This window comes from Coprococcus sp. RTP21428st1_C9_RTP21428_210409 (genome assembly GCF_040227395.1).
Lineage (GTDB): Bacteria > Bacillota > Clostridia > Lachnospirales > Lachnospiraceae > Coprococcus > Coprococcus aceti.
In genome coordinates this window covers 1-13,276 of sequence record NZ_JBEHVV010000075.1, presented here as the reverse complement: position 1 = coordinate 13,276, position 13,276 = coordinate 1, and the positions used below count along the sequence as shown (strand labels likewise).

16 protein-coding genes and 1 tRNA gene are annotated in these 13,276 nt (G+C 44.5%); 14 read left to right on the top strand and 3 right to left on the bottom strand.

Features of this window, described 5'->3' with window-relative positions:
* The 4 genes from ABUA34_RS12020 to ABUA34_RS12005 all read left to right on the top strand — a co-directional run.
* Nucleotides 1–583 (top strand): SGNH/GDSL hydrolase family protein (locus ABUA34_RS12020; RefSeq protein ID WP_502880269.1); only part of this gene is annotated, 583 nt, incomplete at its 5' end.
* Between the two features lie 128 nt (nt 584–711).
* Nucleotides 712–945, top strand: coding sequence for a hypothetical protein (locus ABUA34_RS12015; RefSeq protein WP_156327902.1), 234 nt, complete (start codon nt 712–714; stop codon nt 943–945).
* Complete coding sequence (locus ABUA34_RS12010; protein ID WP_349823385.1) at nt 942–1,094, top strand: hypothetical protein; 153 nt, start codon at nt 942–944, stop codon at nt 1,092–1,094. The genes ABUA34_RS12015 and ABUA34_RS12010 overlap by 4 nt, the downstream gene beginning before the upstream one ends.
* Complete coding sequence (locus tag ABUA34_RS12005) at nt 1,091–1,426, top strand: hypothetical protein (RefSeq protein ID WP_022217290.1); 336 nt, start codon at nt 1,091–1,093, stop codon at nt 1,424–1,426. Before ABUA34_RS12010 ends, ABUA34_RS12005 begins: the two co-directional genes overlap by 4 nt.
* Here the strand turns inward: ABUA34_RS12005 and hcp are convergent.
* Nucleotides 1,383–2,951 (bottom strand): hydroxylamine reductase, encoded by a 1,569-nt coding sequence (gene hcp, locus ABUA34_RS12000; RefSeq protein WP_334291848.1) that lies wholly within the window; start codon nt 2,949–2,951, stop codon nt 1,383–1,385. The two genes, ABUA34_RS12005 and hcp, sit on opposite strands and share 44 nt — an antisense overlap.
* Nucleotides 2,952–3,368: 417 nt before the next feature.
* On the opposite strand from hcp, the gene ABUA34_RS11995 reads away from it, so the two are divergent.
* Entirely contained in the window at nt 3,369–5,213 is a 1,845-nt protein-coding gene (locus tag ABUA34_RS11995) for a LemA family protein (protein ID WP_349823384.1), read from the top strand.
* Nucleotides 5,214–5,245: 32 nt separating this feature from the next.
* On the opposite strand, the gene ABUA34_RS11990 is transcribed toward ABUA34_RS11995, so the two are convergent.
* Nucleotides 5,246–5,319: transfer RNA gene (locus tag ABUA34_RS11990), tRNA-Pro, on the bottom strand.
* A 340-nt stretch (nt 5,320–5,659) separates the two neighbouring features.
* On the opposite strand from ABUA34_RS11990, the gene ABUA34_RS11985 reads away from it, so the two are divergent.
* The 7 genes from ABUA34_RS11985 (at nt 5,660) to ABUA34_RS11955 (ending at nt 10,632) form a co-directional block, all read left to right on the top strand.
* Nucleotides 5,660–6,832, top strand: a complete 1,173-nt coding sequence (locus ABUA34_RS11985) for a glycosyltransferase family 4 protein (protein ID WP_173795081.1) — start codon at nt 5,660–5,662, stop codon at nt 6,830–6,832.
* 369 nt (nt 6,833–7,201) lie between these two features.
* A complete protein-coding gene (locus tag ABUA34_RS11980; RefSeq protein WP_015533725.1) occupies nt 7,202–7,558 on the top strand; it encodes a GntR family transcriptional regulator in 357 nt (118 codons plus the stop codon).
* Between the two features lie 30 nt (nt 7,559–7,588).
* On the top strand, nt 7,589–8,275 hold the full coding sequence (locus ABUA34_RS11975) for an ABC transporter ATP-binding protein (RefSeq protein WP_004849959.1): 687 nt from the start codon (nt 7,589–7,591) through the stop codon (nt 8,273–8,275).
* A 24-nt stretch (nt 8,276–8,299) separates the two neighbouring features.
* Entirely contained in the window at nt 8,300–9,070 is a 771-nt protein-coding gene (locus ABUA34_RS11970) for an ABC transporter permease (RefSeq protein WP_349823383.1), read from the top strand.
* Nucleotides 9,071–9,093: 23 nt separating this feature from the next.
* The gene (locus tag ABUA34_RS11965) at nt 9,094–9,294 is read left to right on the top strand and encodes a hypothetical protein (protein WP_015533727.1); all 201 of its coding nucleotides are present in this window, start codon (nt 9,094–9,096) and stop codon (nt 9,292–9,294) included.
* 142 nt (nt 9,295–9,436) lie between these two features.
* Nucleotides 9,437–10,111 carry a DUF3793 family protein gene (locus ABUA34_RS11960; protein WP_349823382.1) on the top strand — a complete coding sequence of 225 codons (675 nt, stop codon included), beginning with the start codon at nt 9,437–9,439 and terminating at the stop codon, nt 10,109–10,111.
* An 89-nt stretch (nt 10,112–10,200) separates the two neighbouring features.
* A complete protein-coding gene (locus ABUA34_RS11955) occupies nt 10,201–10,632 on the top strand; it encodes a flavodoxin (RefSeq protein WP_349823381.1) in 432 nt (143 codons plus the stop codon).
* Between the two features lie 291 nt (nt 10,633–10,923).
* Here ABUA34_RS11955 and ABUA34_RS11950 read toward each other — a convergent pair whose 3' ends face one another.
* Nucleotides 10,924–11,637: a DUF6198 family protein gene (locus ABUA34_RS11950; protein WP_349823380.1), complete on the bottom strand. Its 714-nt coding sequence runs from the start codon at nt 11,635–11,637 to the stop codon at nt 10,924–10,926.
* Between the two features lie 254 nt (nt 11,638–11,891).
* Between ABUA34_RS11950 and ABUA34_RS11945 the strand changes: the two genes are divergently transcribed.
* Nucleotides 11,892–12,767, top strand: coding sequence for a LysR family transcriptional regulator (locus tag ABUA34_RS11945; protein ID WP_349823379.1), 876 nt, complete (start codon nt 11,892–11,894; stop codon nt 12,765–12,767).
* A 125-nt stretch (nt 12,768–12,892) separates the two neighbouring features.
* Nucleotides 12,893–13,276 (top strand): hypothetical protein (locus tag ABUA34_RS11940; protein WP_349823378.1); only part of this gene is annotated, 384 nt, incomplete at its 3' end.

Sequence of the window (13,276 nt, the reverse complement as noted above, 5' to 3'; positions counted from 1 at the left end):
GTACCACAACAGGTGGAAGAGCATGAGTGTTTCGGACATGTTCGGTGCCAGGGACTACACATACAGATCAGCCTCAAGAGGACAGTATCTCAGCATGGAGGTCAAGCCGTTTTCAGGCCAGAGCAAGATGGTGGAAACCAAGGCTGTTGAGGACATACCGGAGGTATCAAAGATACTGCTCGATAAGCTGATAGACAAGTGTGAGAAGAATGGAATCAAGATCATGTTCATGGAGACTCCGACGGCGAAGTCATGGAATTATGCAAGACACAATGCCATGGTTAAGTATGCTAAAGCCAAGAATATTGAATTTGTCGATATGAATACGCTCAAGGGTGATTATGCGATTGACTGGAGCACCGACACGAGGGATGGCGGAAGACATCTCAACTGCAAGGGCGCAGAGAAGGTAAGCGCCTATCTTGGAAAATATATTTCAGAGAATTATTCTTTTAAGGATAAGAGACATTCAGAAAAGTATGCGGACTGGAATAATGACTATCTGGATTATGTGAAGTATATGTCCGGAGAGACTGTGTCGCTGGAGGCGCAGCAATCCGAGGAAACGGTATCCAACAACTAGATATAAAACACATAAGTGGACGGAGGATTGAATCCCCCGTCCACTTTATTTTTTATTTTACTGTAACTTTGCATCTGGCAGATATATTGCCGGAAGTATATGTCTTTTTCTCAGTGCTGTTTGAAGGTGTGAAAGTTTATTTCTGCACGGCAAGGGACAAGGATTTTTACGCGCAGCTCATGCGTGATGGAAATGTTGCGGTGACGGGCATGAACAGAGAATATCAGATGATAAGGCTGAGCGGAAAGGCGCACAGGCTGGATGATCAGAAGCTGTGGATCGACAGGATATTTGCGGAGAATCCATCTATGAACAGTGTGTACCCGGATGACAGCAGATATGTGCTTGAGCCGTTCTATTGATACAGGATGAATACCCGACACAGGTAAATGATGAGAAAGGCATAGTAAACGCTGCAAACAGCGGTATGACCGGATGTTATGTGCCATGCCACAATTGTATCGATAACTGTATCCGCGCTGTCCTGTCTGCGGAGGTTCTATGGACATGAACCTCCGCAAGGATGGTTATTTTGTTCAGGACAGTGCCTGGTATGAGGCAGAGCGGAATTTTAGTGAGTTTGTCACAAAGTCTATAGACAGTAAGCTTGTACTTCTTGAACTGGGGGTAGGTTTTAACACCCCAACAATAATCCGCTTTCCTTTTGAGAAGCTGACACGAGAACACGATAACGTAACCCTTGTCAGGTTAAATCTCGATCAGGCTGTGATTCCAGAAAGTCTTGGAAACAGAGCTATAGGGATAAATGCGGATATGGCGGAGAGTATAAGTGATATACTCAACGTTTCAGTATCGCATCCATATCCTGTTCAGGAGCAGTGATCGGGTTTAGCTTATAATTCTCCACCAGATATTTCACCACGGTCTCGGACATGAATGCCGGAAGTGTCGGTCCGATATACATGTTGCGCACGCCCAGCGACAGCAGGGTGAGGAGTATGCAGACAGCCTTCTGCTCATACCATGACAGGACAAGGGTGAGTGGGAGGTCGTTTATGCTGCAATTAAATGCATCAGCCAGAGCCAAAGCAACCTTGATGGCACTGTAGGAGTCATTGCACTGTCCCATGTCGAGTATTCTAGGAATCCCGTCAATTTCGCCGAGGTCGAGATCGTTGAAACGGTATTTGCCGCAGGCGAGGGTGAGGACAAGGGTGTCCATCGGAGTCTGCTTTACGAATTCGGTGTAATAGTTGCGTCCCGGATGTGCGCCGTCGCAGCCGCCAACGAGGAAAATGTGTTTGATATGACCAGCCTTGATTGCATCTATGATCTTGCCAGCCTGTGACAGAACTGCGTTGTGGCCAAATCCGGTCGTCAGCATATGGCCGCCGTTTATGCCGCTCATGCTCCTGTCGTGTTCATAGCCGCCAAGCTTCTGTGCGTGCTTGATCAGAGGGGTAAAATCTTTCTTCCCTGCTCTTGTACCTGAGATGTGAACCATGCCGTCATAACCCACGACTGATGTGGTGTAGATCCTGTCCTTGTAGCTCGGCCTTGGCGGCATGAGACAGTTGGTGGTAAAGAGCACCGGCGCGGGTATATTTTCGAATTCTGTCTGCTGGCTCTGCCATGCGGTTCCGAAATTGCCCGCCAGATTATGGTATTTGTTAAGCTCCGGATAGCCGTGCGCAGGCAGCATCTCGCAGTGGGTATATACATTTACTCCTGTCTTTTCAGTCTGCTCAAGGAGCTGTGACAGGTCGTTCAGGTCGTGACCGGAGACCACGATAAATGGCCCTTTTTTGATGTCAACATTTACTCTCGTAGGCACAGGATTGCCAAATGATTCAGTGTTGGCTTTGTCCAGCAGCTCCATGCATTTGAAATTGACCTGGCCCAATTCCATGATGAGTTCTATCCATTCGGTGACGCTGTGCTCCCTGTTAACCTCGCACAGTCCCTTGTAGAACCACTTCAGAACCTCATTATCTGTGTAGCCGAGATTCATGGCGTGATGGGCGTATGCCGCCATACCCTTGAGTCCAAACAGCAGGGTGGAACGCAAGGACACTATATCCGTGTCACCATCCCATAGGTCGATCACCTGTATCTTTTCAGCCTCAGGTCTGCTGATCTTGTTCTGCTCGTTTTTAACCCTTCCCATAAATTCTTTTATTGCATTGTCGTCAAAGTTTACATTTGTCAGGGTTGTGAAAAGACCGTCTATGATAAGTCTGTCGGCGACCGCGCTGTGTTTATTCTCATTTTTTGAGAGTTCTGCAAGTTTTATAAGCTCACACACAAGCTCGTCCTGTAGATTAGATGTGGATGGCTGCTTGCCGCACACTCCAGTATTGATACATGCGGATCCCCCCGCTGTCTGCTGACACTGAAAACAAAACATATTTGACATGTACTGTATACCTCCTGAAATTATGAATCTATCTGAAAAAACTGGTGACTGCCTGGCAGTCTGTGGATTTTCTTCTAAATAGAGTATGGACAGTGAACAGGAGTTTTATACGCAAATTTGCTAAAGTATATCTGTGAAATAACATTTAGGGGGATAAAAAACTTTCGTTGCTCAGATAGAGGCGCCCTGAGAAAAAATGGAGACAGAGGTGGGGACGGAGGTACCTGTCCCCTCCGTCCCCACCTTCATTTGATACTGCGGAGTCGCCGGTTATATTGAGCAGATAAGTGCCGTCTTGCACGCATTTGACTGAAATTTTACATGGCGCTGATAGTGGGCAGATGTGAAAAAGTTTTATAGTAAATCAAATAACAGTTGATCTGGACGGGGATAAAGGAGAAATCACGGATGAAAAAGGAATACGGGGATAGACTGGCTCGCGCGCTTGAATTTGCAAATGAATCAGCCAAGTATCATGTCAGGAACTATGCGGATGGGACGCTTATGCCCGGAGATGCATATGCCGATCTGCCGATAGATGAGAGAGACCGAATGTATCTTGGACCGGATGCTGGAGCGCCCAACATGTATTCCAGAATATATCGCAGCCAAAGAGAGAAAGAGATGCGGGAGCAGGGCATGACAAATGAGCAGATAATGCTGAGATGGGAAGCGCTTGATGCCATGTGGCGCCAGGAGATAGAGGAGAGGCTCTACGGGGAAGCCAGACAGAATGATCGGTCAGAGGATGTTATATCAAGATACGAGAATGGAGGCTTGCCCGGTGATTTTCAGAGAAGGAGCGATCAGGCGGATGCGAAGAGAAGGACAAAATGGCTCGGGATACGAATAGTGCTCATAACCGTAGTAGTGGTGATCATGGCGTTCACGATACTTAATGAGGCCGGGCTGATAAACGGCATGAGTATAACAGAGCGGATATTTGACAGGGTAGAGCAGATATTTGGCGGTATGGACAACATATCATCAGGCGGTGCGGGAGCTGGTGGCGGAACAGATTCAGAAAATCCCGGCGGACTGGTGATCGTATACGGAGTAGTTATCTTCCTTATATTCAGATGGGTGAGTAAGAGCAAAAAGAAAAAAGAGAATATTTCAGATTCCAGTGTGATTTACACGGAGCTGATCCCACAGATTATCAGGAGACGTTATGGAGAGGGTAGCGTATACAGACATCAGGGTGGACTTCCTGATGAACAGATGAGAAGACTGAACTGCTTTGCTGGCAGACCATTTACACTGGATGGCAAGCCTTTGCTGGTTAACGGCCGCGACATGGTGGAGGGAACATACAAAGGTGTTAATTTCAGGTGCAGTTATGAATACATGGAGTACGAGTATTATCACGAGGACAGTGATGGTGATAAAGAGAAAAAAATAGACAAATTATTTGGGGGGCTGGTTGTTGAGATACCATATAGAAAGGTTTCATCGGCTTTGCTGGGAGTCATGGGAAACTCTGAACTGGCGATGAAGAATATATTGAAGTGTGGTTCGGAGAGTGGCGCAGTGGGAAGAATAGAAAAGACAGAAAACGAGAACTTTAATCTGCTGTTCACTATAAAATGCGATGATGAGGAGAATATATTTTATATGCTTACCCCGTATGTTATGGAGAGGCTGGCGGCACTTTATCCAAAGGAGAAGGCGGCTCTCCATGTGACATTCGATGGGGACAGATTGTATATGTGTATAAGCAAGAGTGATAAATACATGGTATTTGACGAAGAGAAAAATATAAAGAGTATGAATGATGTGGAAGCTTATCTGGACAAATACCTGCGCATGCTGCAGGAGACGCTGGATTCGGATGTGGATATTGCTCTTGCAAAGAGATATGATCTGCTCACAAAACAGTATGCGATTGTAAAGTCATATATGTCGTATGAGAGCGAGAATCTGATAACATCGATAAAGCTCAGGAAAGGAATGACACCTGATGAAAAGACAGGAGTGGAGACGCTTATGAAAAACGCTTCGGATCAGATAAATGCAGTAGTGGAGGCGTATCCGGAATTGACGGCGGGCAAGAATATAGAGGTCCTTCAGAACAGCTGCACAAATGCGGAGGAGCACATCCAGGCGGCAAGAAGACTGTACAATGCAGGTGTGACAAATTATAACAATCTGTGCAGTCAGTTCCCTTCATCGGTGGTTGCAGACATAACGGGTCACAATATGGTGGAGTATTTCAAGACTGATTCGGATAAGAGATCAGATGTGATATTCTGACAGGAAATCAAGATATTTTTGCGCATAAAAAATCGGTGCGACGGGATTCGAACCCACGACCTCTTCGTCCCGAACGAAGCGCTCTACCAAGCTGAGCCACGCACCGATAGTGTTATATCAACACTGCCATAATAGTATAAGAAGATTCTGAAAAAAATGCAAGGAGTTTTCTAAATAAATTGTCAAGAAATTCACCCAGGAATATCCGAGAAACTTTTGTGAAACTGATAATCAATCAATGACAGATAACTATCCGTTTATGGGGGGACCGTAGATACATTTTTGGGGTGCCCATAGATACAATTTATATAATATTTAGATTTGTTACAACGAAAATTTATAAGTGTATGGCAGAGTAATAACCAGAAAGTAGTTGATATGAGGATAAGGTGCAGGTGGTGATGGACAGAATGAAAGCCGCCTGAAATAGAAGGAGACGATAGATCATGAAGATACTTATTACTACGGACTGGTATGAACCTGTTATAAATGGAGTTGTGACATCGGTTGTAAATCTGTCAAATGAACTTAAGAAAAGAGGACATGAGGTAAAGATACTTACACTCTCGAGAAATCACCACACATATATAGTTGGAGATGTGATATATGCGGCGTCAGTAGGTGCCGGAAAGATTTATCCGGAGGCGAGGCTTAAGATGCCTGTTATCAAGGCGGTCATAGACAAACTCATAGAATGGAAACCAGATGTCATACATTCCCAATGCGAGTTCTCAACCTTCTTCATGGCGAAGAAGATAGCAGATGAGACAAATGCGCCGATAGTGCACACATACCACACGATATACGAGGATTACACTCATTACTTTTCGCCAAATGCAGCGTGGGGACGCAAAGTTGTGCAGAAACTTACCAGGATGTTATCATCGAGGGTCGATGCCATGATAGCACCAAGCAGGAAGATAGAGGATGTGCTTGAAAAGTATGATGTGTTATGTCCTGTTGAGGTGATCCCCTCTGGAATCGACATGAATAAATTCGGAAAATACATTGGAACGGACAGCAGACACAGAATCAGAGAGCAGTACGGACTCAGTGATGACCAGACAGTTCTTCTCTATGTTGGCAGATTGGCGAAGGAGAAGAATATCCAGGAGATACTTAGATGCCAGAAGAGAGTGCACGGGTATGGTACAATCCTCATGATAGTTGGAGACGGACCATATAGGGCGGAGGTAGAGGAACAGGTAAGAGCGCTTGGAATCTCAGAGAGTGTGATATTTACAGGCATGATCGAGCCTGATAAGGTGGCTGAGTATTATCAGGTTGGTGACTTCTTCGTAAGTGCATCCACGAGCGAGACTCAGGGGCTTACATATGTAGAAGCTCTGGCAGCGGGAGTGCCGCTTCTGTGCAGAGAGGATCCGTGCCTTGTAGATGTGGTTGATCCGGGAAAGAATGGCTGGAAATTTACTGATGAGGAAACATTTGAAACTGCGCTGGTGAAGTGGCTTGATATGAGTCCTGCTTTAAGGCATCAGCTCAGACGAAATGCAGTGCAGTCGGCAGATGAATTCTCCACATCGACATTTGCAGACAGAGTTGAGAAGCTTTATATGAATGTGTGCGAGCTGCAAGCACTGGTGCTGAGGGCTTGTTAGAAATTTAATTTGTATGAATTCTCTAGTGGCTGTTGGGATAACCAGGGAAAAGATATAAAATTATCTCCAAATAGATGAAAAAGCTCTAAAAAAGAAAAAATTTTAAAAAATTATCCGTAGGACACAGAATAATGTGTTTTATGGATAATTTTTTATCTTTTAAGTGAAAACAATGTATATGAGATAAAATGTAGGTAATAAGCAAAGATGGCGAGATGGCCGGATGCATGAGTTACTATCTAGATGACAAAAAACTAAAAAAATATGCTTTATTTAAAAATACAGTTGACAATACTATGATACTAGTGTACTATTCAACTAGTACAATGGTACAGAAGAACTAGACAGCATACAAGGAGGAGGTGTGTGATGGAATTTAAGACGAATATCCCCATATATCTTCAGGTCATAGAGGATATAAAGCAGAAGATCATAGCGGGCACACTGCCTTTGGGATCTAAGCTTCCGTCATCAAGAGAACTTGCCATAGAATACCAGATAAATCCGAATACTGCAGCGAGGATTTACAGCGAGATGGAGTCTATGGGGTTGTCCTATACCAGACGTGGAATAGGAACATTTGTGACGGAGGATGACAGGGTCATAGACGACCTGAAAAAGGAGAGAATAGAGGAAATCATACAGAGCTTTGATGAACAGCTCACCGGTATGGGATTTTCACACGATGAGATCCTTGAACTGCTAAAAGAACACTTCGGGAAGTAAAAAGGAATAAAAAAGAAGGGAAATGATACAATGTTAAAATGCGAACATCTTGTTAAGAAGTATATCACCACCACAGCGATATCCGACCTGTCACTGGAGATTGAGCCGGGACACATATATGCGCTGCTCGGTCCGAATGGAAGTGGAAAGTCAACACTTATGAAGATCATAGCCGGTCTGGTCAAGCCGGATTCAGGAACTATCACAATAGATGGAGTGCCTATGACATACAGGTCAAAGAAAGACATAGCGTATATGCCGACGGAGGCTTTCTTCTTCGGATATATGAACTGTAAAGACATAGGAAAGTATTACAAAGATTTCTTTGATGACTTTGACTATGACAAATACATGGGATTGCTTGCTGAGATGGAGCTGAATCCAGATCAGAAGGCGAAGAGCATGTCTTCAGGAATGCTGGCAAAGCTCAAGATAGCGGTTACTCTGTCCAGAGACAGCAGGATCGTTATGCTTGATGAGCCACTGAATGGAATAGACATCATAGCTAGGGAGAAGATCATCAGCACGATTGTCCGGAATATATCGGATGACACAGCCGTGCTCATGTCAAGCCACCTTGTGGATGAGCTTGAGAGGATCGTGGATCACGCATTCTTTATCAAGAATGGCACCTGTGTGCTTCAGGGTGATGCGGAGGAGCTGCGAGTGAGCAGGGGCAAGTCGATAGTTGATATGTATAAGGAAATATATGCATAGTTAGATGAAGGAGAGATAGATATTATGTTAAAGATGATGAAATATGAATACAGACGTGGAGTATTTCCACTTCTGGTGGTTATAACGGCTCTTGCGGCAGCAGAATTGCTGTTCCTGATTGGAATATTTGCAGAAAAAGATCTGCTAACTGGACTTGGTATCACCTTCCTTGTGCTGGGAGGCTGGGCTTCGTTTATGTTCGTCTTGATATATGGTGTGATAATATACAGTCAGGATCTGAAGAACAAGACTGGGTATATGGTGTTTATGACGCCAATTTCAAATTACAAGATTATCGGGGCAAAGCTGCTTTCAATCCTGCTCACCGGTGCGACACTCGTGGCCTTTCTTGGACTGCTTATAGTTGTTGATTATAACCTGCTTAAGTCACATAACGGCGGTGTAGCTGGTGCTGAGATTGTGCTGGATGAAATTCTGGGGACAAGAGGATTATCAATAGGAAGTGTCATTGCAAATGTTGCAGGGCTTATAGCAATAGCACTTATTCAATTCTATACAATGATCACTATAGCGTACCTTGCAGTGTCACTGTCTTCAACAGTACTTCAGAACAAGAAGATAAAGGGTGTTGTCAGCTTTATACTTTTTGTGGCTCTTTATGTGCTGGTGAGCTACATAGCATACAAGCTTCCGCACCTTGGGAAGAACGTGCAGGTGGAGACTATGCTTGACGCGATGTATAAGAACATACCGCAGCTTATTCTCTATGTTGTATGCATGATCGGCAGTTATATAGGAAGTGCGACACTGCTTACTAAGAAGATCAGTTTATAATGTAATGAGAGGAATGCATTAAGATGGCAGTAGATATGAGGAATGGTGATGTGATGAAATGGTTTAGATACCTGGTTACAGGAGTCTGCACAGGAGTCATAGTAGTGCTCCTTGTACCTGTGGCTGTGTGTGGGATCTGTGCATATGGTGTGTGGCGGCTGCTCAATATGGTAACAGGCGGAAATAAAGAGCCACGCAGGACGATGATAAAGCAGAATTTATAAATGTATATTTTTAATCAACAAGATAACCCGGAGTGAGAAAATGTCTCACTCCGGGTTATTGACGTTCGGGGAGGAATCCTGTAGTATTTTCACTAGAGTTAGACAAGGCTAACCAAACCTATTTGCCACAAGGAGGTTTTGTATGAGTGAAAATACATGGGAGATCATGAAGGGCATGGAGCTCGGTGACGTGGAACTTCAGATGGCACTTCAATGTGCACCGGTGATAACGGGTGTCAAGGTGTCAAATCTGCTGAACATAGAACTCAGCGGATATCGTCAGATGGTGGAGATACTGAAGGACAGTGATATATGTATGTACACACTGGGAGCAACCTGTGGCAGGGTAAATGTATTTATCTACAATGCGGCAAAGCTCAGGGCATTTGTTCAGAGGGATGATGTGCAAAGACTTATGTCTGAGCTGGGATATGCGGACATGGAGCTTTCTGAGATACTTGCGGTGTTTCGTGAAAAATATCAGCAGTACTTAAAGAGCAGAGGAAGATTTACCTCAAAACAACCGGCACATGAAGATCAGGCTTGTGGCGATGGATCTCTTGGCAAGGAGTGGTTCCCACACGAGATGGGCTTGTTGCTGGGATACCCGCCAGAGGATGTGGAGGGATTTATTCTGCAGAACGGAAGAAATGCACTTTGCTCCGGTTATTGGAAGGTATATGAGGATGCTGAATCAAAGCGGAGAACATTTCATATATTTGAATGTGCGGAAGAGAGACTTATTCAATTTCTTTCAAATGGACTGCATATGAGGGATATCATGGGGATGTACACGGCGAGCAGAAACGCGGCGTAGAAGTATATGGAAAGATGCAGATAAACACAGTTTACAAGGATGTATAGGGAAAGCCCCCTTTTACATATAATTTCATAAGGAGGATTATTATGAGCAAAATTAATATCGTATTCTGGACACAGGGCGGAAATACACAGATGATGGCAGAGGCTGTCGCAGACGGCGTGAGAGAGGCCGGAAAGGAAGCAGAGGTAGTATTCGTAAGCAGCATCACGCCTGATGCTCTCAAGGATGAGCCGGTGTTTGCACTTGGATGCCCGGCTATGGGAGCTGAGGTTCTTGAGGAGGCTGAGATGGAGCCATTCGTTGCTGAGGTTGAGGGATTTGCAGCAGGCAAGAAGATCGCACTCTTCGGTTCATATGGATGGGGAGATGGCGAGTGGATGCGCGACTGGGAGGCGAGAATGCAGTCAGCAGGCGCAGAACTCGTAGGCGGAGCCGGACTTATGTGCCATGAGACACCTGACGCAGAAGGCCTTGAGGAGTGTAAGGAGCTTGGACGCCAGCTGGCAAATGCGTAGGTGACGGACGGCACGGACGATAAAAAATAACCATATGTATGCAGTCACGTTCGGCAACTGTCGCTTCAACTTGCTTCTATCTGCACGCATCTCCGACCGCGATAAGGACGTTGCGGATCTCCGATGCGGCAAGAAGCGTTGAAGCTCGGTTGCCGTCACTACCGACTGGCATATATATGGTTATTTTTTATCTACGTGCCTGGTCGTGGGGATATAAAAAGAGCCGCTTGAGAAAATCTGTAATTTGAATGTGATTCTCTCAGGCGGTTCTTTTTTGTGTTGAATTTGTTCTTAGTGTCCTGCGTACTGAGCTTTGTGGGCGCCGTGGCGCTTAATGTGTGCTGTTATGTATGGAGCTATTGTAACATGTTTGTCCATGGCATTTCCAACTATGGCGATTCCCTTGCCCATGGTGAAGGCAGCTAGGACTGTGCCAATTCCCAGACCGTAGATATGACCGAGGATAAAACCTGTCATGGCAGCTGTCGTTGCAAGGCAGATTACATCAAACGAAATCTTAACCTTGGAATATTTTGCCGATATAATCTCAGACAGCTCTCTTGGGAAAAGGTCTGTCGGGATGATCGGAAGTCCACATCTGTTGGACAGTGCGATTCCGATACATATCAAAATGTAACTTATCACAAAGTAAAGGATTCTCCATGGGAGGGCAGTTGGCAAAGCCCCGATCCACATCTCATGGATATCCAGCATCTTGCCAAATACGAAACCAACTATGAAGCTGCACAGATATTGGGGAACGAATTTCTTTCTCATGATCATGAGGGTGAGAATAAGTACGCCCTGAAATATGTATGTCCAGGTTCCGAGAGTCAGTCTTGGAAGAACCAGCGAGAATGCGTATGGCACGCTGGATATTGCCGATATTCCTGCTGCAGAATAGAGCATGAGAACCACTCCGAAACTGTTGATGGTGACTGCTGTTATCAGGGCGATCTCGCCCCACATGTTATGCAGATGTGCATTTCCTGATTGAGTATTCATTTTCTGCTTTTCCTCATTTCTTTCATATATGATGCGTTTTATAACATATACTTTGATTTCCCCAGCATCAGGGGAGCTTTAATTGTCTAAGACTTCATATATATATCCCTGCGGTTTTTGATTGTAGCACCGACAACATCACATAACAAATAAATAGTTTTTATGGTTTGATAGATTTTGTCTATAAAAAATATTCGGATTGTATTAAAATATGAATAGGATCATGTATAAATAATGAAAAGGGGGAGTTATAAGTGAACCTGTCATATATTAGATATTTTGTTGAACTGGCCCATGTTCAGCATTACACAAATGCAGCCAGAAATCTGAATATAACGCAGCCAAGCCTCAGTCACGCAATATCCCAGCTTGAGGAAGAACTTGGGGTAATGCTTTTTGAAAAGAATGGGCGCAATACGGAGCTCACTGCATTTGGCAGAGAATTCCTTGCATGTGCAGAGCGTTCGCTTGGCACTCTTGATGCGGGGGTAGAGTCCATACAAAAGGAGGTTGCCGGGGATGGCGTGATACGGCTTGGTCTAATAAGACCTCTTGGAATGGAATTTGTACCGCGTCTGGCAGCGGAGTATTTGAAGAAAGCTGAAAACAGAAATGTGTCGTTTACATTTCATACAGGGACCACAGGGCAATTGCTTGATGATCTTGCGGCTAGAAAATATGACATGGTTTTCTGTTCAAGACCGCCTGAGACGATGGGATTTTCCGCCGTTCCTGTCGGCAGACAGGATCTTGTTGTCATAGCACCGTCGGGACATTATTTGGCAGATAGGGATTCGGTGACACTCGAGGATACACTGGGATATAAACATGTATATTTTTCGAAGGGATCTGGAATGAGAAGCCTGGTGGATGAGATGTTTGAAGGACTTGGCAAAGCTCCTGAGATAGCATGCGAAACGGAGGAGGATGAGGTCATAGCCGGACTTGTGGCAGCAGGGTTTGGAATAGCGGTAGTCCCTTACATGGATATACTCAAAAGGCTTGATGTGAAGGTTCTTAGCATAAAACATCAGCTGGTTGACAGGCTTTATTATGTTGTTCATGACAGCCGGACATATATGTCCCCTGTGGCGACAAAATTCCATAAATATGTGTTATCTAGTAATTGACAAATTAAGGTATGATATATAGAATGGTTCTCATATGAACTTATAAAATTGAGAAAATGTTGCACAAATCAAATTGTACAATTACTATAATAAATCGCCAGGAAGTTTAAGGGGGCGCATAGTTAGTGGATAGGACTGCTGTATTTAATATAGCATTTGAAATGTGGGGAATATTAATCTGTCTGTTTGCATTTGTGGTTATATTCCTTCAGAAGAATAATAATAGAGATAAAAAGAATGTGAGTCTATGTATGGAGGCTGCATGTATCATCCTGCTGGCTGCAGATATGTTGTCATGGTATTATCAGGGAAAAACAGGACAGACAGCCTATTACATGCTGAAGATAAGCAATTTTGCCGTGTTCTTTATCAACTATTTATATATGACTCTGTTTACGTTTTATCTTCTTGTCATTCTCAACAGAGGAGAGACGAAGATGCCAGCGAAAGCAAGGGGCGTGGTAGTTCTGAGTGCTGCTGGGATAGTCCTGCTCATTATATCCCAGTTC